Genomic DNA, 20590 nt, shown 5'->3' with positions numbered 1-20590 from the left:
TAGTTAGATGGATCCGTAGGAGCGCGCTTGCCCGCGATAGCGTCAGTACAGCCAATAAATTTTTTGACTGAACACCGCGTTGCAACGGTAGGAGCGAACTTGTTCGCGAGGCATCTCGCCTGACAGACCGGGTCGCGGGCAAGCGCTTCCACAGCTAAAAAAGCACGCCGAATCAGATGGTTGAATATTGTTTGACAGCATCGACGATGTTGGGCGTGAGATACAGAACCCATGTGGGAGCGGTGCTTGCCCGCGATTCAGGCACCTCGGTGTGTCTAATGGACCGCGGCGCTTCGATCGCGGGCAAGCACCGCTCCCACAAGAGAGCTCGAGTGCCCATGGAGATCGCATGCAATCGTGCATTCTCCATTCAGAGACTAGAGTCTCTCTATTGAGACTCGGCAATCCCCAGCGCAGCCATTTTCTTGTACAGCGTCGAGCGACCGAGTCCAAGTTGACTCGCGGCTTCCACAACATTCCCTGCGCACTGCACCAATGCCTGCTCGATCAATTGCCGATCAAAGCGTTGTCGGGCCTGGCTGAAAGTTTCGAAGCAGGCGGGCTGAGATGCTTCGCTCCGGCTGTTGATCGGGACCAGGCTGCCGATCGACGCCCTGATCTCTTTGGCATTGAGAACCAGATCATCACTGAGCAAGGCCGCGCGCTCCAGCACGTTACGTAGCTCGCGAATATTGCCCGGCCACGCGTGCTGCGCCAGTAATGCCTGTGCGCCCGGATCGAGTTCGTGCTGGCTGCGCAGTTCTTCGAGGATCGATTCGCTGAGCGCAGGCAGGTCGTCCAGCCGTTCGCGCAATGGCGGCACCTGGATTGGCAAGACGCTCAAACGGTAATAAAGGTCTGCGCGGAACTGACCGCGTTTGATTGCGGCTTCAAGGTCAGTGGAAGTCGCAGCAATCAGCCGGATATCGCTCTTGTGCACCTGGTTGGAGCCGACAGGCTCGTACTCTTTTTCCTGCAGGACTCGCAGCAGTTTGCTCTGCAAGGGCAGTGGCATGTCGCCGATTTCATCGAGAAACAACGTGCCGCCCTGGGCGATCTGCAGTTTGCCCGGTCGCCCCTTGCGATCTGCGCCGGTGAAAGCGCCCGGCGCGGTGCCGAAAAACTCCGCCTCCAGTAACGTTTCCGGAATGGCCGCGCTGTTGATGCTGACAAATGCTTTGTGCGCCCGTGGTGATGCGTTGTGAATCGCATGGGCCAGCAATTCCTTGCCGGTGCCCGTTTCGCCCAGCAGCAGAACGGGGGATTCAGCACTGGCGCTGCGTCGCGCGCGGCGCTTGACTTCCAGGCTGGCCGCGCTGGTGCCAATGAAATGCGCAAAACTGTATTTGGCCTGGCGGGCACGCAACAACGAACGGGTCGAGGCCAGTTCCTCTTGCATGCTCAGGTAGCGCTTGAGCAGCGGCGAAAGCGACTGCAGCTCATCAAACAGGGCGAAACCGATGGCTCCGATCAAATCACCGGTGTCATCGTGAATGGGCAAGCGCATGACCACCAATGGGTCCTTGGCGGTGTCCATCATGTCCAGCAGGATTGGTCGCCCGTTGGTGGCGACCTGGCGCAGCAGGCTGCCGGGGATGACCTTCTCACAGGGTTGGCCGAGCGCCAGGCTGGAATCCTGCAACCCGAAGCGGCGGGCGTAACGCTCATTGATCCAGACAATTTTTGCGTTTTTGTCGACAATCACGGTGCCCTCGCTCGACTGCTCGATGATTTCGAACAGCGAACGAATCGCCAGTTGCCGAACCCTGCGGTAATCGTTAAGGCTATGGCTCTCTTTCATGGGGTGTTCCGTTGTGCGTCACCGGCGTCTGGCCGTACAGAATGCCCTTTTTTTCAACTGAATCCAGGGTGTGCCGCCGCCAACAATTCCTTGGTGTAAGGATGTTGGGGGGCGTCGAACAGATCGTGACTGGCGCCACGTTCGACAACTTTGCCATCCTTGACCACGATCACGTCGTGGGCCAGTGCTTTGACCACGGCCAAGTCATGGCTGATGAACAAATACGTGAGTCCGTGCTTTTCCTGTAACTGGCGCAGCAAGGCCACGACTTGTTTCTGAACGGTCCGGTCCAGTGCCGAGGTCGGCTCATCCAGCAGAATCAACGCTGGTTTGAGGACCAGGGCCCTGGCAATGGCGATCCGTTGGCGCTGGCCACCCGAGAACTCATGGGGGTAACGATGCCGGCTTTGCGGGTCGATGCCGACTTCTTCCAGCACCCGAATGACTTCAACCTCGCATTGCGTCGCGTCCATCTCGCTATGAACTTCAAGTCCTTCGCTGATGATTTGCGCCACGGACATACGCGGGCTGAGGCTGCCATAAGGGTCCTGGAAAACCACCTGCATCTGCTTGCGCCACGGCCGCATTTGCTTCTGATTCAAGTCGTCCAGGCTTTGTCCTTGAAAACGGATACTGCCACGCGATTCAAGCAGGCGCAGGATTGCCTGACCAAGTGTCGATTTCCCCGAGCCGGATTCGCCCACGATACCGAGGGTTTTGCCGCGTTCAATGCTCAGGCTAATGTCATCCACTGCTTTCAGGTATTCCTTGTGCTGGCGGAAAATCCCGCCACCCAGTGAGAACCAGACGCGCAGGTTCTCCACTTCCAGCACTTTCTCCCGACTGTCACGGGGCAGAGGTTCGCCAGCAGGCTCGGCGTCGAGCAGCAGTTTGCTGTAGGGGTGCTGTGGCTGTTTGAACAAGGAGTGGCAATTGGATTGCTCGACGATTTCCCCGGCGCGCATCACGCAGACTCGCTGGGCAATGCTGTGCACCAGATTCAGGTCATGGCTGATCAGCAGCAGCGACATGTTCAAGCGCTGCTGCAGCTCTTTGAGCAGCAGCAGGATCTTGCGTTGCACCGTGACATCCAGCGCGGTGGTCGGCTCGTCGGCGATCAGCAACTCCGGTTCACAGGCCAGGGCCATGGCGATCATCACCCGCTGGCGCTGACCACCGGACAACTCGTGGGGATAAGCCTTCAGCCGTTTTTCCGGTTGCTGGATTCCCACCAGTTCGAGCAATTCAATGATGCGTTTCTGGGCAGCCCGGCCCGTCAGCCCCTTGTGCAGCAGAAGGGTCTCACCAATTTGTTTGGATACGGTATGCAGCGGGTTAAGGGAGGTCATCGGCTCCTGAAAGATCATCCCGATCTGATTACCCCGCAAGCGGCGTAATGTGCGGCTGTCTGCACCGAGCAGCTGTTTGTCCCGGTAAAGAATGCTACCGGTGCTGACCGTGCCTTTGGCGGGCAGCAATTGCAGGATCGAATGGGCGGTAACTGACTTGCCGGAGCCGGATTCACCCACCAGCGCCAGACACTCACCGGCGCGGATATCCAGACTCAGGTTCTTGACCACCGTTTGCCCGCTGAAGGCGACGCAAAGGTCACGGATTTCAATCAGGTTGTCCGACATATCAAGACCTCGGGTCGAAGGCATCACGCAGCGCCTCGCCAATGAACACCAGCAGTGACAGGATCAACGCCAGGGTGAAGAAAGCGGTCAAACCCAGCCAGGGCGCTTGCAGGTTCTGTTTGCCCTGGGCGATCAATTCCCCCAGGGAAGCGCTGCCAGCGGGCATGCCGAAGCCCAGGAAGTCCAGCGCTGTCAGGGTGGAAATCGCCCCGGTGAGGATAAACGGAAGATAACTCAGGGTCGCGTTCATCGCGTTGGGCAGGATATGCCGGGTGATGATCTTGCGGTCGCTCATGCCCAAGGCGCGAGCGGCTTTGACGTATTCCAGATTGCGGCCGCGAAGAAATTCGGCGCGCACCACATCCACCAGTGCGAGCCATGAAAACAGCGCCATGATGCCCAGCAACCACCAGAAATTGGGCTCGACGAAACCGGACAGGATGATCAGCAGATACAGCACCGGCAACCCTGACCAGACTTCCAGCAAGCGCTGACCGATCAGATCGACCCAGCCGCCGTAATAACCCTGCAGCGCACCCGCGGCGATACCGATCAGGGCACTTATAGTGGTCAATACCAGTGCAAACAGAATCGACACCCGGGCACCGAAAATCACTCGGGCCAGAACGTCACGCGCCTGATCATCGGTGCCCAGCCAGTTTTGTGCTGTTGGCGGGCTGGGGGCAGGGCGATTGAGGTCGTAATTGGGCGTGTTATCGCTAAATGGAATGGGTGGAAACAGCATCCAGCCGTCACCTTTTCTGATCAGGTCCCGGACGTAATCACTGCGGTAGTCCGGTTGAAACGGCAATTGGCCGCTAAACTCTTGCTCGGTGTAGCGCTTGAGTGCCGGGAAATACAGCGAGTCCTGATAACTGAGAACCAGCGGCTTGTCATTGGCGATCAACTCGCCACCCAGTGTCAGCAGGAACAGACCGCAGAACAGCCACAGCGACCACCAGCCTCGGCGGTTATTGCGGAAGCGGTCCAGTCGTCGTTGGGCCAGCGGAGACAGTCTGTTCATCAGACATTCCTCGCGCTGAAGTCGATTCGTGGATCGACCAGGGTATAGCAGATATCGCCTACCAGTTTTATCAGCAGGCCAAACAGCGTGAAGATGAACAGCGAGCCGAATACCACGGGATAGTCCCGTGAAACCGCCGCTTCATAGCTCATGCGTCCCAGACCATCGAGGGAGAAAATCACCTCGATGAGCAGTGAGCCTGCAAAAAACACGCTGATGAATGCCTGGGGAATACCCGCTACCACCAGCAACATGGCGTTGCGAAACACATGACCGTACAGAACGCGGCGCTCGCTCAAGCCTTTGGCCCTGGCCGTCACCACGTACTGGCGGGTGATTTCATTCAGAAACGAGTTTTTGGTCAGAATCGTCAGCGTCGCGAAACCACCAATGACCAGTGACGAAACGGGCAGCACCAGATGCCAGAAGTAATCGGCGATCTTGCCCACGGTGCTCATCTGCTCGAAGTCTTCGGAAACCAGCCCGCGCACCGGGAACCAGTTAAGCGACGTGCCCCCGGCGAAAAGCACCACCAGCAGCATCGCAAACAGAAACGCCGGCATTGCGTAGCCAATGATGATGGCGGTGCTGCTCCAGATATCGAACTGGCTGCCGTGCCTGACTGCCTTGCGAATGCCCAGAGGGATCGAGACCAGGTACGTGATCAGCGTTGCCCAAAGCCCCAGTGAAATGGACACCGGCATTTTTTGCAGAATCAGGTCGGTGACCGTTGCGCCCCGGAAGAAGCTTTTACCGAAATCCAGCTGCGCATAGCTTTTGAGCATCAGCCACAGGCGTTCGTGCAGAGGCTTGTCGAAACCATATTGATGTTCGATTTCCTTGATCAGTTTCGGGTCGAGGCCGCGAGAAGCGCGTGACGAGTTGGCATTGATTGACTCGCTGGATGCGCCGCCAGCGCTGGAACTGGCACCACCTACGCCCTGCAAGCGGGCAATGGCCTGCTCAACGGGGCCACCGGGGGCCGCCTGTACGATGAAGAAGTTGACCAGCAAAATGCACAGCAGAGTCGGAATGATCAGCAACAGACGTCGCAATAAATAGCCGAGCATTCACTTCATCTCCGAGGCGACGGCGGAAGCACCGCGTTTTTCTGCGAACTGCTCGTTGGTCAGCGGAACAGGACTGACCTCCCACCAGGTTTCAATCGCCTCCGCATTACTGGCCTGGACTTTCGGGATGCCGAAGCGATTCCACCACAGCGTCGACGCGCCCGGCGGGTAATAATTGGGGATCCAGTAATAGCCCCATTGCAGCACCCGATCCAGACAATGAGCGTAATCCACCATGGTGGACTTCTGATCGGCGCTGACCAGTCCGGCGATCAGGCTGTCCACCGCGGGGTTCTGCAGCACCATATAGTTGGTGGAGCCGGGGTCGCGAGCACCTTTGGAGCCGAAATTGTTATACAGCTCCATGCCGGGCGAGGTTGAAACCGAGTAGCCGGTCACGATCATGTCGTAATCACGGGCCATGACCCGGTTCAGGAATTGCGCCGCATCAATGCGGCGGATCTCGAAGTCGATACCGATCTGCGCCAGATTGCGCTTGTAAGGCAGCAGGATTTTTTCAAACCCGGCCTGGCCGTTTAGAAACGTAAAGGTAAACGGCTCACCTTTGGCGTTGACCAGATGATCGCCCTTGGGCGTCCAGCCAGCTTCTTCCATCAGCTTCAGTGCCTCAAGCTGCTTGTCCCGGATGTATCCCGTACCTTCTGTTTTCGGGGTGTGGAACACTTTATTGAAAACTTCCGGCGGCACGTTGGCGCGCAGTGGCTCAAGGATTTTCAGTTCGGCTGGCGTCGGCAGCTCAGTGGCCGCCAGAGACGAGTTGGAGAAGTAGCTGTTCTGGCGGATGTACATGTTGCGCATCATCTGCCGATTGGTCCATTCAAAGTCCCAGAGCATGGATAGCGCCTGGCGCACCCGGCGATCCTGAAAGATGGGGCGGTCCAGGTTGAAGACAAAACCTTGAGAACTCTGCACGGCACCTTTGGCCAGTTGGGCCTTTTGCAGGCGGCCGTCGGTCAGCGCCGGGCTGTCATAGAGAATCGAGTAGGCCGTGGCGGAGTACTCACGGTTGTAGTCGTAGGCACCGCCCTTAAGGACTTGCCGGGCGACGTCAATGTCGCCGAAGTACTCGACGCTGAAAGTGTCGAAGTTGTAGGTACCACGGTTCACCGGCAGATCCCTGGCCCACCAGTCCGGATCGCGGGCGAACGTGATGCTGCGTCCCGGGTCCACCTTGGCGACTTTGTAGGGACCGCTGCCCACCGGAATCTCAAAGCCGCCACCGCCCGCAAAATCGCGGCTCTTCCACCAGTGTTCCGGAAAAACCGGCAGGGAAGTGAGGTCCAGCGGCAGCGTGCGATTTTCACTGGATTTGAAATCAAAGCGTATCCGGGTCGGTGATTCAACCTCAACGCCCTTGATGTCCTGAAATTGTGTCCGGTATGACAGGCTGCCTTGCGTCATCAGCAGGTTGTAGGTGTAGCGCACGTCTTCGGCCGTAATAGGCATGCCGTCTGCGAAGCGGGCTTTCGGGTTGATATAGAACCGCAGCGACAGGCCGTCCTCGCTGCGCTCGATGCGTTCGGCGACCAGACCATAAACGGTGTAAGGCTCGTCCAGCGATCGTACGGCCAGTGGTGAATACAGCATGCCGTTGATTTGCGACACACCGGTGCCTTTGTCGAGATAGGGCATCAGGTGGTCGAACTGGCCGATTTCCTGAGCCGAGCGACGCATGCTGCCACCTTTAGGCGCGTCCGGATTCACATAGTCGAAGTGCTTGAAATCCGCAGGGTAACGAGGCGCTTCGCCATAAACCGTCAGGGCGTGCTGCGGTGCAGCGGACAATAATTGAGGGCCAGAGAGCAGGGCCAGTAGTGCCACGATCAGCGATGAAAAAACAAAACGCATTACTGGGATCCTGACTGACGTCGGCGGGCAAACATCAGGGTTAAGGGGGGCGATGATTAAAGTCATACGACAGGCACGGTCAGGCAACGTTCTTGCCCCGTCAATGCAGCATTCCACAAGGTACCGGAACCCGGGCCGGTTTGTAACTGGATGATGCGCGGTGCAGAGCGGGTTATGCGCCAGGGCCGGCACTTGCTTGCCGGTATGGCTCTGCTTTTACAGGAGATTCTATGTTTGCCTGCAATCCCGTAGGAGCGGCCGTAGGACCGGCTTTAGCCGGGAGAGCGGTATTTCTGGCGAAGAATATGTGGTGACATGTCCGACGCCCTCCCGGCTAAAGCCGGTCCTACGCAATAGCGTGGTCTATGTGGGGTGCTTGCTCGCAATAAGGCTGAATGCGGTTCACTTTGGATCGCGTCCACATATCAATGCATATGGGCTTACCACACACACAAAAACGGCCCGCCGTGAGGCGAGCCGTTTGTGAACATCAGTGGCGAGGAATCAATCCTGGCGGCTGGTCACTTCCAGCAGGTGGTAACCGAACTGGGTTTTCACCGGGCCTTGCACGACGTTAACTGGCGCGCTGAACACGACAGTGTCGAACTCCTTGACCATCTGGCCTGGGCCGAACGAGCCCAGATCACCGCCTTGACGGCTGGAAGGGCAGCTGGAGTTGGATTTGGCGACTTCCGCGAAATCAGCACCGCCTTCGATCTGCGCTTTGAGTTCGTTGCATTTCTCTTCGCTGGATACAAGGATGTGGCGGGCAGTGGCTTTAGCCATGGGGAATTACTCCTGTCAAAAAAAAGAAAGAGCCTACCGGATTAAGGAAGGCATTTCTCGATAAAGTTCAGGGCAATAACCATGGGATGCGTTGAGCGGCGTTTGTCCGCCGCTCTTTTTCGCTCGTTACCTGTAGCGCAATTTGCTTACGGCGTCGCGCAGCAGATGCTCGGTCGAGTCCCATCCCAGGCAGCCATCAGTCACCGAAACCCCGTAACGCATGGATGCGCTGATCGGCTGGCAGCCTTCAAACAGATGACTTTCGATCATCATGCCGACCAGCGATGAATCGCCTTCCAAGCGCTGCGCGAGCACCTCATTGAACACCTCGGGCTGACGCAACGGGTCTTTGCCACTGTTCGCGTGACTGCAGTCGACCATGATGCGTTCGGCAATTCGCTGTTTCGCCAGGTTCTCGCGTACTTGCGCCACGTTCTGACGATCGTAGTTAGGGCCTTTGTGCCCACCGCGCAGCACGATGTGAGTGTCCGGATTGCCTTGGGTTTCGATAATCGCCGGATGCCCCTGGCGATCCATACCGAAATGACGATGCCCATGAGCAGCCGAACGCATGGCGTCACAGGCAATGGCGACGCCGCCGTCAGTCCCGTTCTTGAAGCCCACTGGCATGGACAGGCCGCTGGCCATTTCCCGGTGGATCTGCGACTCAGTGGTGCGAGCGCCGATTGCTACCCAACTGAGCAGGTCATCGAAGTAGCCGGCTGCCATGGGTTGCAGGATCTCTGTTGCAACAGGCAGTCCCAGGCGCAGCATCTCGCGCATCAGATGACGTGAGAGCGTCAGGCCCGCCGCCATGTCATCGCTGCCATTGAGTTGCGGATCATAGGCCAGGCCTTTCCAGCCGACCGTGGTACGAGGCTTTTCTACGTAGGCGCGCATCACCAGCAGCATTTGATCGCTGACTTCACCGGCAAGTGCTGCCAGGCGTTCGGCGTATTCGATCGCTGATTGCGGATCATGGAGGGAGCAGGGGCCTACAACTACCAGCAGGCGGGTGTCTTCGCCATTGAGGATGGCGCGAACAGCACGGCGATGCGCGGCGACTTGATCGCTTAAAGCCAGATCCAGAGGCAGTTGGGATTTCAGTTGCAGCGTACTCGGCAGGCGCTGCGGGGCAGGGATGCTGTCGAGCACGGTCAGGTTGCGGGTCGACAGGTCGGACGGTTTCACGGCGATAGACGAATTCATGGTTCTGCTTCCTGGGCTGGCGGGTCAGGCCCGCTTGAGCCCTACTGGGGTGTTCGACAATTTGCCGGTTGGGCGTTCTGTAATGGGTTGCCACCTGTCAGTGACCGAACGGAGGCGGCTTGCTGTCCCGAACGGAGGCTGCTAAATCGCCAGGCAGTGCAAATGTCGGTGCGGTAATAGGTGCTGTAGGTCATGTCGTAATCCTCGATTCGATTCAATTTTCAGGGGCGTTAAAAAACAAAACCCCCGGTCGGGTAGCCGACCGGGGGTAGAGAATTCTCTGGTTGGCGTCCCCTTGATATGGGCGCCGGATGGGTATCAGGCGCGCCAGTGGCTAAACCAATACCCAAAATAAGAAGTGCTTTGCGGAGCGACGTTTGCTGACTGACCACGCACGGCTGCACGCGCTGCCAGACGATCAACGCTGGTCTGCAACAGTAGCTGTGAGGTGGATGGCAACATGACACGTCTCCGTTAAGTGCAGCGAGCTTACTTCAGCCTTGCGGGCCATTTCAATCAGAAATATCAATGGCGGCTATAGGCGGATTCAGCGAGATCAGTCGAGGGACTCGCGTTTTTTCGTTCAACGAGTTCGAGACAAGATGTTTAAAACCATAGAGGAATCGAGAAGATTCCTACGGGCGAGTGTCCATTAATACCGCGTATTCATCTGCATTTTCTGACGCAGAAAAATCTCAATCAGCAGCCGCTTCGACCTGACGTTGTGGCTCGGCGGGAATGATGCCGTCTTTCATGCCCAGTAAAACCGCCACTTTGTGGGCTTCTCCACGCCGACCCTTCTTACGGCCAGCCAAAACCTGATATGTGGTTGCCGGATCAATGCTGTGCTCACGGGCAAACTCTTGAACAGATTTACCTTGATGTTCAAGCCATGCTTTGGCTTGTGCGGCAGTGCGTATTCCGGGCATAGTTCAAAACCGTTCAAATCAGTTTAATTTAACTCGATTCTACCATTCGTAAGGATGGGGTCAACAGGATTACGCATTCAAATGAGTGGAATAGGTTCCCGACTGAGAAAAGAAAGAGAACGCCTGGGTTTATCTCAGCGAGCTTTTGGAGAAATCGGAGGCGTGGAGGCCAACGCTCAGGGCAAATACGAAAGTGGTGACCGTGCCCCCAAGGCCGATTACCTCGCAGCCATCGCCGCCAAGGGCGTGGATGTATTGTTTGTTCTGACCGGAAGCGCTACGCCTATCCTTGTCGAAAATCTAAGCAATGCTGAGGAGAAAGTTCTGGGTAGCTACCGTACCCTTACCAAGGAAGATCAGGATGCCATCAGGCGATTGACCATCACCATGGCTGAGCTGTCAGCTTCATATGCGATCCAGAACAAGGCGCGTTAACCCTGGGGGAGTTTGAAACTTCATTGTGTTAACGATTAGCGGCGCAAATAATTTCATCATTTGAGGGCATCGGTGATAGCGTGTCCTCAGCGCCATATCAAAATCATTGTGGGCCAGACCTTGCGTGACGCTAGGTCTGGCCCTTTGTTTTTGCTATGGTGACCCGTATTCGTTATGACCGTTTTGCGAGGTGTCTGCTTGATTAAGGTGCTAGTTGTTGATGACCATGATCTTGTCCGGACAGGCATTACGCGCATGTTGGCCGATATCGATGGGCTTCAGGTAGTTGGCCAGGCGGACTCTGGCGAAGAATCGCTAAAGAAAGCGCGCGAGCTGAAACCGGACGTTGTGCTGATGGACGTCAAGATGCCCGGCATCGGCGGCCTGGAAGCGACTCGCAAAATGTTGCGCAGCCATCCTGAAATCAAGGTTGTGGCCGTTACGGTCTGCGAGGAAGATCCTTTCCCAACGCGGCTGTTGCAAGCCGGGGCGGCGGGTTACATGACCAAAGGTGCTGGCCTGGCAGAAATGGTGCAAGCCATTCGTCTGGTCTTTGCCGGGCAGCGTTACATCAGTCCGCAGATCGCCCAGCAACTGGCCCTCAAGTCTTTTCAGCCGCAGGTCAACAACTCGCCTTTCGATCTGCTCTCGGAGCGTGAGATCCAAATTGCCCTGATGATCGTTGGCTGCCAGAAAGTCCAGACCATCTCCGATAAGCTGTGTCTGTCCCCCAAAACCGTAAATACCTACCGTTACCGTATCTTTGAGAAGCTGTCGATTGGCAGCGATGTCGAGCTGGCTTTGCTGGCGGTACGTCACGGCATGGTCGATGCCAGCGCCTGAAATGAACCCACCGTTTGACCCGAGTGCCTTTCTTGCAACCTGTAGCGGTCGTCCTGGCGTGTATCGCATGTTCGATACCGAGGCGCGCCTGCTGTATGTCGGCAAAGCCAAGAATCTGAAAAACCGGCTGGCGAGCTACTTTCGCAAGACCGGCCACGCCCCAAAGACCAGTGCATTGGTCTCGCGGATCGCTCAGATCGAAACCACCATCACCGCCAATGAAACCGAGGCGCTGCTGCTTGAGCAGACGCTGATCAAAGAATGGCGGCCGCCCTACAACATTCTGCTGCGCGACGATAAGTCCTATCCCTACGTCTATCTTTCGGATGGCGACTTTCCGCGTCTGAGCATTCATCGCGGCGCCAAGAAATCCAAAGGTCGTTATTTCGGTCCTTACCCCAGTGCCGGCGCGGTGCGGGAAAGCCTGAGCCTGATGCAGAAGACCTTTTTGGTGCGTCAGTGCGAAGACAGCTTTTACAAGAACCGCACCCGACCGTGCCTGCAATACCAGATCAAACGCTGCAAGGGGCCTTGCGTCGGTCTCGTGGAACCCCAGGTTTACGCGGAAGATGTGCGCCACTCGGTGATGTTCCTCGAAGGTCGCAGTAATACGCTGACCGACGAGTTGAACGCGCTGATGGAAAAAGCCGCCATGAGCCTGGATTTTGAACAGGCTGCCGAACTGCGCGACCAGATTGCGTTGCTGCGCCGGGTTCAGGATCAACAGAGCATGGAAGGCGGCACGGGTGATGTGGATGTCGTTGCCGCGTTCGTCAACCCCGGCGGTGCTTGCGTGCACCTGATCAGCGTGCGCGGGGGCAGGGTGCTGGGTAGCAAGAACTTCTTCCCGCAGGTCGGTATCGAGGAGGAGGTGGGTGAGGTCATGTCGGCCTTCCTGTCGCAGTATTTCCTTGGCGGTGTTGATCGTGAGCTGCCAGCTGAAATCATCGTCAATGTGCTGCATGACGACTTCCCGACCCTGATCGACGCCATTGAAGAGTCCCGAGGCCGCGAGCTGGTGATCAGTCATCGGGTGCGTGGCACTCGTGCCCGCTGGCAGCAGATGGCGGTGACCAACGCGGAACAGGCATTGGCTGCGCGGCTTGCCAATCGTCAGCATGTGGCGGCGCGCTTCGATGCACTGCAAAAGGTTTTGAAACTCGACGAGCCGCCGTTGCGCCTTGAGTGTTATGACATCAGCCATTCCAGCGGTGAAGCCACAGTGGCCTCCTGCGTGGTATTTGGTCCTGAAGGGCCGATCAAGTCGGATTATCGCCGCTACAATATCGAAGGTGTTACGGCGGGGGATGACTATGCCGCCATGCACCAGGCGCTTACCCGGCGTTTCAGCAAACTGAAAGACGGCGAGGGCAAGCTGCCGGATATTCTGCTGGTTGACGGTGGTAAAGGGCAGATGTCCATGGCTCGGGATGTATTGAATGAGCTGGCGGTGCCTGACCTGATCCTGCTGGGTGTTGCCAAAGGCACTACTCGTAAGGCAGGCTTTGAAACGCTGTACCTTAACGATTCCGCTCACGAATTTACCCTGCCGGGGGATTCTCCGGCGCTGCACCTGATTCAACAGATTCGCGACGAAGCTCACCGTTTTGCAATTACTGGACACCGGGCACGGCGCGGCAAGACACGGCGCACTTCGAGTCTTGAAGGCGTTGCCGGAGTAGGGCCGACACGGCGTCGGGACCTGCTCAAGCATTTTGGTGGTTTGCAGGAATTGTCCCGCGCCAGCATCGAAGAAATCGCAAAAGCGCCCGGAATCAGTAAAAAGCTTGCAGAGTCGATTTATGCAAACCTGCACAGCGAGTAGAATGCCCGCTCACCTCGTAGCAAGTTGTGCCGATGAATATCCCTAATCTGATCACCGTTCTACGTGTCCTCCTGATTCCGATCTTCATTCTGCTGTTTTATCTGCCTTACCACTGGAGCTACATGGCAGCCAGTAGCGTGTTCGCTTTTGCCGCGGCGACCGACTGGCTCGATGGTTATCTGGCTCGCCGTCTGGAGCAGAGCACGCCGTTTGGCGCGTTTCTCGATCCGGTGGCGGACAAACTGATGGTTGCAGTGGCACTGGTGTTGCTGGTTCAGGCCCACGCCAATCTATGGCTGACATTGCCTGCGGCGGTGATTATCGGCCGTGAGATCGTCATTTCCGCGTTGCGCGAATGGATGGCCGAACTGGGCGCCAGGGCCCAGGTTGCGGTATCCAACCTGGGCAAATGGAAGACCGCTGCGCAAATGCTTGCGCTGGTCATCCTGCTGGCTAATCCCCCTGCGTTTACTTTCTGGGTGGTGTTGGGTTACGTGTTGCTGATTCTTGCAGCAGGCCTGACTTTATGGTCGATGCTGCAATACCTGAGAGCTGCATGGCCGCATCTGAAAACCACGGCCGATAAAAAATAAGTTTTTAAAACAAAGGGTTGACGGCGCGGTTTGAATCTATAGAATAGCGCCCGTCACCAAGATGCGGGAATAGCTCAGTTGGTAGAGCACGACCTTGCCAAGGTCGGGGTCGCGAGTTCGAGTCTCGTTTCCCGCTCCAAGTTTGTACACATTGAGTGTTTGTTGTTTGGGCACTGGATGTTTGAGGCCGAGTAGCAAAATGGTTATGCCGCGGATTGCAAATCCGCTTACGCCGGTTCGATTCCGACCTCGGCCTCCACTATTAAAGAACCCGAAGATTAACGTCTTCGGGTTTTTTATTGCGTTCGAAAAACCTGCAGGAACGATCGGGGTAGCGATCCGCATTGCCTGCGATAGCAGGTGATATTGCCAATGGTTCGATTGTTTTCTTCGGTTGGGCTTTTAGCCAGTCGGCGAAAGAAAGGCAGGTTTCTCTATCTCGTGGTCATCGGCTTGATCCAGGTCGCTCCAAGAGTCGTTCCGTACGAGAACCCCTCCTTTATCTATCGAGCCTGTCGAGCGCTTCCTTCAGGCCCGAAATTGCAGATAGTGCCCACAGGTGGTGCTGCTCTGTACTGTGCCCGAGAGTGATGTCGTATCCGAGCATCGATGATGAGTGAGAGCGTAGCCGCTCGATGTTTTCGGCAGCGTACGGAGCGCGCTCCTTGAAATACTCATCGAGTCCTTTAGTAAGGATAGATATCGCGCTGAATGCCGCGGCATGCAGAAACAGATCGTCTGTCCCGCGTGCAGCGCTGAGAAGATCTTCTATTTTGTTGAGAGCCTGTTTCGGGTCATTCATCAGATAATCTCGATCTGTAACGCTCGGGTGAAGCCAGAAACTACTGCTCGGTCTGCATCGCCGCCACTGGCGATTACCCGGATTTCTGGAGATGTTTAGAGCCTGGAAGCCTGAATGGCTGCTTCGAACAAAGGGCCCGTGATCCGGCGGCTTTTGTACTCACTGACAAAATAATTGATTCGGTTAGCCAGGTGCTGAATGGATAGCCAGCCTAAGCCTATGTAGTCGCGCAATTCTTCATCGTTGAGTTTAATCAGGCATTCATAACTCACAAAAGACGCCTCGCAGTTGACGAGGATATAGATTGAGCCATCTCTTGCGCGAAGAAGCTGCCAATAATCATCCGTTGTGTGATATGTCGCAGGCGTGAGCTGAATCAGATCCATGTTTTATCTTCTTACCTTACCGTGCAGGTTCTAACCATAACATGACTGCGAGAGACGATTCTTGAACGCCGGCTATAGGTCCGAAGCGGTTGTTATCATGTGATGGTTTTGGCCATTTCAGAGGTTCCCATCCAGCCAATTTGCTCATACACGGGCTTTCCAGTCTTGGTTGCGTGTAGCACGGCGAAGGTGAGTCCTCGTCTGGCAAACTCAGCCTCGGCTAGTTGCATCAAGCCTGAAGCCAGGCCACGACGCCGGTATGCCGGCTCGACAAATACATTGAGCACGTAACCACGCTGACCCATGGTGGGGTGCGAAGGGTGGGGTGGCCAGTCGATGGTCATAAGACCAATCGCTGCAACAACCTGATCAGCATCGCAGAGTGCAAATCCGTAGTAACGACCGTCATCCAGGCGCTCCTTGAGCCATGGCCGAAAATGTTCAGTCATGACTCGTAAATTCTCAGGATCCCCGCCAGCTTCAAGAAACATTGTTTGACGGTGCAAGCTGATCATATTGGCGTCATCTCGCCCAAGAGGTCGGCATTGCAGCCCGGAAAACTCGATACGTCCTTGTGGTTCGATCATTACTTTCTCGTTGCCGGGTGGGTGTCGAAGAAAAAACAGACTATGGTATTTCAGGAGTAAGCGTCCAGCCTCCGCCGCCTGTGACTCCTGTCCATAACTCGCTACGCGCGAGCTGGAAATCTGGATCGAACCCGTAAGGAGCTGCCGAAGGCTGCGAGGCATTCACCCTGACACACCGCCATCGCAGCCTCCGGCAGCGCCTACAAAAAGTGCATTTCAATCACTTCCGTAGCATGGCTGATTCGCGGGGCGATTCACCAATCCGGCCCCCATACCGCACTTTTCTCGATTTTCCCGATCTATGTCTGTCCCGACCGCGCTGATTTCCCGCGCGGACAGCGAATCTGACTGAGTGCCGATGGATCGCACGTTACCTGCATGTTTCATTCAATTGATGCGCCAGCGGCTTGTGCTGGCGGTGGTTTTTCTGCTCGGTATCAGCGGTTGCAGCCAGCAGCAGGGCCGCGATATCGCCAATCAATTCAGCAAAGGCAAACCTGACGAGATCTTCCAGACCAGCGTTGACCGTATGGCCACGTTAGGCATGCACGACAATCTGCAAAGCCTGTATCTGTTGATGAACAAGCTTTATATGCGCAATCCTAACCAGTGGCGGCAATCGGGTTACACCGATGAGGTCAGTGCCGCGCGGGCGATCCGCCAAGCCATAGAATTGCGTCAGCCGTTGCCTGCCCTTGGGGAGCGTCGGGATCTGGCAGCGCTAAGTTATTCCTTGAGTCCGGAGTTTCGCGGCGATCGTGTGGGGGCATTCATCTACGCGATTGGTAGCATGCTGATCACTGCTCACGGAGGCCGCACCGAGTTTTATGTAACGGACTCCATCAATCCGCAGTTCGTCAGCAATGCTGCCCGCAATATCGAAAAAGCCACCTGGTTGCTGAGCCAGCGTCAGGATGCCAATGGCGACCTGCTGCTGTTCTCCAATGAGATATCCGACCAAACCAGTAACCTGAGTTTCGCCGTGGAGTTTGGCAAGATAGTCGCGCGTCTGGATTTGCTGGCGCAGATTCAGGATGAGCGTTACCGGCGTATTGGCCTTAATTACGCGCAGAGTTTATTGCTGATGAATTTTCTGCCGGTACAGTAGTGGGCAAGTAAGCGGCGTGCGCGCGTACGCATGCTTGTGCTTTGTTCGAAAGGATTCGCCAAGGTGTAAAGGCCGCGTTGCCAGCGCGGCCGTGACATGAGTCGAGAGGGATAGCATTAGTTCGCCAGACCGTCGTCCCGCATGTTCTGCAAATCAGTCAAAAGCGTTGGCCCCTGTGGATTCCATTGCAAGGCCTCTCTGGTCAGGGCGCTGGAGGCAGACATATCTTTGCTCACGAAAGGGGTTAGCCAGCCAAAATGAGCGGCTGCGCTTTCCGCATCCAGAGCAACTAACGGTAGCCCCCATTTATGGGCGATCATCTCCGCGATGCGCCTGAATGGAACAGACTCTTCAGCGGTAGCGTGATAGCGCGAACCGGATGCCTGCCTTTCCAATGCCAGGCGATACAGCTGCGCCGTGTCCTTGATATGCGTTGCGGACCAGCCGTTGAGCGCGCCTTCGATATAAGCAGAGATTCCAGTCTTGCGGGCTAATCCAATGACCTCCGTCACCAAGCCTTGCTTTCTGGTGTCGTGAATCTGGGAAAGGCGCATGACCGAGACATTAACGCCTCGTTGAGACAGTTCCAGGCCCGCCAATTCCGAGGCCACTCTGGGATTGGGATGGTCAGGGTTAAAAGAGTTCTCGAGCGCTTTTTGCCCGGGCACCGTCGAACCCATTGCCGTGCTTGAGGTGATGATCAGCGGGCGGTCACTTCCTTCAAGTGCCGCACCGAGAGCAAGAATTGCACGTCGATCCTTCTGGCAGTTTTCCACAAAGTTCGCAAAGTTGTGATCGAAGGCGGTATGGATCACGCCATCACATTCGCTGGCACCACGTTGCAGGCTTTGCAGGTCTTCGATATTTCCCGGATAAGCGTGCACCCCGATTGCTGCCAGCGCTTGTCTACCTGACTCGGAACGCGTAAGTCCGGATACCTCGTGCCCTGATGCAATCAGCTCCGACGCGACATTTGAGCCAATAAACCCTGTTGAACCGGTTAAAAAGATACGCATGATCGAACTCTCTATGTGCTGATCCGATACAGTGCGCTTAAGCTGCATCCTGTAAAAGCAGGGACATTATCAGGGTATAAATACTACTGGGATAAAACATGCCGGACCCGTCGAATAACGCACTGGGACTTTACTTGAAGGATTGTCGGGGCCGTATTGATCCTTTGGCTCTCGGATTCCCGGCAGGGCGACGTCGCACTCCTGGTTTACGTCGGGAGGAAGTTGCGGCCAGGGCAAATATCAGCCCCACCTGGTATACGTGGCTTGAGCAAGGCCGGGGCGGAAACCCGTCAGCGGAAGTGTTGAACCGGATTGTTGAAAGTCTTTTGTTGACCGACTCCGAGCGAGAGCATGTTTTCATGCTCGCGTTCGGCCATCCGCCGGAAGTTGTCTACAAGCCGCCCGAGGGAGTTACACCCCGGCTACAACGGCTGCTGGACAGTTTTGAGACCAGCCCAGCTATTATCAAAAGCGCGACATGGGATGTGCTTGCCTGGAACCGTGCCGCGGCGGCTGTGCTCACTGACTATGGGACGCTGCCGGTGGAACAGCGCAATATCCTGCGGCTGATTTTCTGCAGCCCGAAGATTCGCGCGGGGCAACTTGACTGGGAAGCAACGGCAAGGTTTGTGGTCGGTGCATTCAGGGCGGATGCCATTCGGGCCGGTGCCCAATCGGAAGTCGCCAGACTTGTGGAAGAACTCTGTGCACAGAGCCCCGAATTTGCTTCGTTCTGGCGTGACAATGATGTGCGTGTCCATGGCGACGGAGTCAAACGCCTGCGACACGAAACCCTTGGATTGATCGAACTCGAATATTCCGGCTTTGCCGTAGAAGGCCGCCCGGACCTGGGAATGATTGTTTATAGTCCTATGACGAAATCGGACGCTGATCGAATCCGTGCACTTATTCAAGCGTCGTTAGCCAGCTGATATCAGGTCAAGTGCCCGGATCATATCCGCTTGACCTACGCCGACCTGGCTATAAGGTGCCGTTGTAAGGTGCTTGCGAAATAAACATGTCTTGCAACGGCAATCTTTTTAATCATCTGCTAAAAAGACACTCGACCGGTAATGCAGTTTTGAACTTCCCCTCCGACCCAGATACGCTCGCCAATTTGTTCCACCTGAATTCGTCCGAGACGTCCCAACGCTGTACCTTGGCTGGCGGCATATCGTTTTGGTATTAGCCCGGCTGGTATTAGCCATTGGGCAAGGCCGGCATTAAGGCTACCAGTAACAGGGTCTTCGGTAGACCTGTTACTAATAAAGGCTCGAACTTCGATATCAGCTCCTGCATCTCGCCCGACCCAAGGCGCAAAGGCTCCTACGTTCAACCCGTTCAGTGCTGCATAGTCTGGATGTATTGCCAACAGTTCTTCACGCGACCGCAGCATTACGACAACCCAACCCGGGCCGTTGTCTGCCCATTGGCTCGCAATGATACGGTCAGGTGCAATACGCAACCCCTCGATGATGCGGTGCAAAACCTCGTCTTCAACTGCGCCTCCACGTAGCAATGGTGGTGCCGCGAAAGCCAGGCGAGGGCCGTCGCATCGGATGTGAACCAAACCTGCACCACATTCCTGAACGACTTCTTTACGTTGCGATAAACCATTATCCCCCAGCCACACGTAACAGCTGCCTAAGGTAGGGTGGCCAGCGAAGGGAAGTTCACGCATTGGAGTAAAGATACGTACACGATAATCCGCATCAGGATTGGCAGGACGCATGAGAAATGTAGTCTCGCTGAGGTTTGTCCAGCGTGCGAACGCAGCCATTTGTTCGGTGGTCAGATCATCAGCGTCGCTTACGACTGCGAGGGCATTGCCTTCCAGGGGCTTGCTAGCGAATACATCGACCTGGTGAAAACTCAGTGTATTGGGCATAAAGCTCTCGCAAGTCGGCATACATGTGAAAGGTAACCCTAAATAGATCGCAGGATAGTGTCCACATACTTGATCGATCAGCACCCAGGTACTGCGTGGTGCCATCGACTATGCGGCAGCAACTCACCAATCTGATTAATCTTCTGCGTTGGCAGCGTGATACGGTAGTAAACCGCAATGGAGTAACCATCGCGGTGATGGACAGGAAGAGTGTATGCAACTCGAAGTCAGCGGCAACTGGATTTTCGGAGAGGGGATAAGGTTTGAAGTTGAATATCCCGCCCTTGAAGCTGTGTTGATCAATCGACGGGTGCTGGTGACGTTTGACTGGATGGCTTTTGAGAGGAGTGCTCCTGCGCGAAATCTTTTCTGCTACGACTCGTCAGGCAATTTACTTTGGCGAGCACCCGCTATTGGAATCGGGGCAGTCGATGCCTATACCGGTGTAACGAATGAGGAGCCCCTTTGGGTAGGAAATTTTTCTGGATTCAATTGCCGGATAGATGAAACATCTGGTCAGGTTCTACAGACTTGCTTCACTAAATAAACACTGCCTTCAGGTAAGCGTCAGGCGCCTGGAAGCTAACGGTTTTTTTGCGACCTGAAGATTTTACGTTTTCTTTATATTCCATCCTCTCGATTTACCTAAAATTTACGCCTTTCGCTAAGACGTCTGACGGTCACTCTGGGCCGGATAACCTGGCGCCCGAAACGGCGTGGCGAAACCTCCGCTAATCAAACACAACGCGCGTATTGAAGAATTCGTGTATGGCCTCTGTCAG

At 55.8% G+C, this 20590-nt stretch carries 21 protein-coding genes and 2 tRNA genes; 9 read left to right on the top strand and 14 right to left on the bottom strand.

The genetic code is table 11. The annotated features are described in order from the left end of the window. Nucleotides 1–388 precede the first annotated feature (388 nt). The 9 genes from CKW31_RS07975 to CKW31_RS07940 form a co-directional block, all read right to left on the bottom strand. Complete coding sequence (locus tag CKW31_RS07975; RefSeq protein ID WP_095093812.1) at nt 389–1801, bottom strand: sigma-54-dependent Fis family transcriptional regulator; 1413 nt, start codon at nt 1799–1801, stop codon at nt 389–391. 53 nt (nt 1802–1854) lie between these two features. Continuing rightward, nucleotides 1855–3438 (bottom strand): ABC transporter ATP-binding protein, encoded by a 1584-nt coding sequence (locus tag CKW31_RS07970; protein ID WP_095093811.1) that lies wholly within the window; start codon nt 3436–3438, stop codon nt 1855–1857. A 1-nt stretch (nt 3439) separates the two neighbouring features. Next, a complete protein-coding gene (locus tag CKW31_RS07965) occupies nt 3440–4462 on the bottom strand; it encodes an ABC transporter permease (protein ID WP_095093810.1) in 1023 nt (340 codons plus the stop codon). Continuing rightward, complete coding sequence (locus CKW31_RS07960) at nt 4462–5532, bottom strand: microcin C ABC transporter permease YejB (protein WP_095093809.1); 1071 nt, start codon at nt 5530–5532, stop codon at nt 4462–4464. The genes CKW31_RS07965 and CKW31_RS07960 overlap by 1 nt, the downstream gene beginning before the upstream one ends. Further along, entirely contained in the window at nt 5533–7401 is a 1869-nt protein-coding gene (locus tag CKW31_RS07955; RefSeq protein WP_095093808.1) for an extracellular solute-binding protein, read from the bottom strand. 504 nt (nt 7402–7905) lie between these two features. Further along, a complete protein-coding gene (locus CKW31_RS07950; RefSeq protein WP_027898593.1) occupies nt 7906–8187 on the bottom strand; it encodes a peptidylprolyl isomerase in 282 nt (93 codons plus the stop codon). Nucleotides 8188–8313: 126 nt separating this feature from the next. After that, complete coding sequence (locus tag CKW31_RS07945; RefSeq protein ID WP_095093807.1) at nt 8314–9396, bottom strand: 3-deoxy-7-phosphoheptulonate synthase; 1083 nt, start codon at nt 9394–9396, stop codon at nt 8314–8316. Nucleotides 9397–9714: 318 nt separating this feature from the next. Further along, complete coding sequence (locus tag CKW31_RS29780) at nt 9715–9858, bottom strand: hypothetical protein (protein ID WP_176469826.1); 144 nt, start codon at nt 9856–9858, stop codon at nt 9715–9717. A gap of 233 nt (nt 9859–10091) precedes the next feature. Continuing rightward, a complete protein-coding gene (locus CKW31_RS07940) occupies nt 10092–10325 on the bottom strand; it encodes a DNA-binding protein (RefSeq protein WP_027898591.1) in 234 nt (77 codons plus the stop codon). 81 nt (nt 10326–10406) lie between these two features. Here CKW31_RS07940 and CKW31_RS07935 point away from each other — a divergent pair, with 81 nt between their 5' ends. The 6 genes from CKW31_RS07935 to CKW31_RS07910 all read left to right on the top strand — a co-directional run bounded on the left by CKW31_RS07935 (nt 10407) and on the right by CKW31_RS07910 (nt 14280). Then, entirely contained in the window at nt 10407–10760 is a 354-nt protein-coding gene (locus CKW31_RS07935; protein ID WP_095093806.1) for a helix-turn-helix domain-containing protein, read from the top strand. Nucleotides 10761–10958: 198 nt separating this feature from the next. Further along, nucleotides 10959–11603, top strand: a complete 645-nt coding sequence (uvrY, locus tag CKW31_RS07930; protein WP_027898589.1) for a UvrY/SirA/GacA family response regulator transcription factor — start codon at nt 10959–10961, stop codon at nt 11601–11603. 1 nt (nt 11604) lies between these two features. Then, nucleotides 11605–13428, top strand: a complete 1824-nt coding sequence (uvrC, locus tag CKW31_RS07925; RefSeq protein ID WP_095094010.1) for an excinuclease ABC subunit UvrC — start codon at nt 11605–11607, stop codon at nt 13426–13428. 32 nt (nt 13429–13460) lie between these two features. Further along, nucleotides 13461–14021, top strand: a complete 561-nt coding sequence (gene pgsA, locus CKW31_RS07920) for a CDP-diacylglycerol--glycerol-3-phosphate 3-phosphatidyltransferase (protein WP_027898587.1) — start codon at nt 13461–13463, stop codon at nt 14019–14021. 63 nt (nt 14022–14084) lie between these two features. Beyond that, a tRNA-Gly gene (locus CKW31_RS07915) sits at nt 14085–14160 on the top strand. A gap of 46 nt (nt 14161–14206) precedes the next feature. Beyond that, a tRNA-Cys gene (locus tag CKW31_RS07910) sits at nt 14207–14280 on the top strand. Between the two features lie 240 nt (nt 14281–14520). Here CKW31_RS07910 and CKW31_RS07905 read toward each other — a convergent pair. The 3 genes from CKW31_RS07905 to CKW31_RS07895 all read right to left on the bottom strand — a co-directional run bounded on the left by CKW31_RS07905 (nt 14521) and on the right by CKW31_RS07895 (nt 15796). Further along, nucleotides 14521–14823 carry a hypothetical protein gene (locus CKW31_RS07905; protein WP_176469825.1) on the bottom strand — a complete coding sequence of 101 codons (303 nt, stop codon included), beginning with the start codon at nt 14821–14823 and terminating at the stop codon, nt 14521–14523. Nucleotides 14824–14918: 95 nt separating this feature from the next. Continuing rightward, nucleotides 14919–15209: a hypothetical protein gene (locus CKW31_RS07900; protein WP_095093805.1), complete on the bottom strand. Its 291-nt coding sequence runs from the start codon at nt 15207–15209 to the stop codon at nt 14919–14921. Between the two features lie 95 nt (nt 15210–15304). Beyond that, nucleotides 15305–15796, bottom strand: coding sequence for a GNAT family N-acetyltransferase (locus CKW31_RS07895; protein WP_095093804.1), 492 nt, complete (start codon nt 15794–15796; stop codon nt 15305–15307). A gap of 394 nt (nt 15797–16190) precedes the next feature. Here CKW31_RS07895 and CKW31_RS07890 point away from each other — a divergent pair, with 394 nt between their 5' ends. Beyond that, nucleotides 16191–16904: a hypothetical protein gene (locus CKW31_RS07890; protein WP_371856710.1), complete on the top strand. Its 714-nt coding sequence runs from the start codon at nt 16191–16193 to the stop codon at nt 16902–16904. 116 nt (nt 16905–17020) lie between these two features. On the opposite strand, the gene CKW31_RS07885 is transcribed toward CKW31_RS07890, so the two are convergent. Beyond that, the gene (locus tag CKW31_RS07885) at nt 17021–17920 is read right to left on the bottom strand and encodes an SDR family oxidoreductase (RefSeq protein ID WP_095093802.1); all 900 of its coding nucleotides are present in this window, start codon (nt 17918–17920) and stop codon (nt 17021–17023) included. A gap of 98 nt (nt 17921–18018) precedes the next feature. Here CKW31_RS07885 and CKW31_RS07880 point away from each other — a divergent pair, with 98 nt between their 5' ends. Continuing rightward, nucleotides 18019–18852, top strand: a complete 834-nt coding sequence (locus CKW31_RS07880; RefSeq protein WP_095093801.1) for a helix-turn-helix transcriptional regulator — start codon at nt 18019–18021, stop codon at nt 18850–18852. A 119-nt stretch (nt 18853–18971) separates the two neighbouring features. On the opposite strand, the gene CKW31_RS07875 is transcribed toward CKW31_RS07880, so the two are convergent. Next, nucleotides 18972–19808, bottom strand: a complete 837-nt coding sequence (locus tag CKW31_RS07875) for a PhzF family phenazine biosynthesis protein (protein ID WP_176469824.1) — start codon at nt 19806–19808, stop codon at nt 18972–18974. Between the two features lie 214 nt (nt 19809–20022). Here CKW31_RS07875 and CKW31_RS07870 point away from each other — a divergent pair, with 214 nt between their 5' ends. Continuing rightward, nucleotides 20023–20355, top strand: coding sequence for a hypothetical protein (locus CKW31_RS07870; RefSeq protein WP_095093800.1), 333 nt, complete (start codon nt 20023–20025; stop codon nt 20353–20355). Nucleotides 20356–20590 lie beyond the last annotated feature (235 nt).

The organism is Pseudomonas sp. Irchel 3A5, assembly GCF_900187575.1.
Lineage (GTDB): Bacteria > Pseudomonadota > Gammaproteobacteria > Pseudomonadales > Pseudomonadaceae > Aquipseudomonas > Aquipseudomonas folii.
This window is presented reverse-complemented; position numbering and strand designations above follow the sequence as displayed.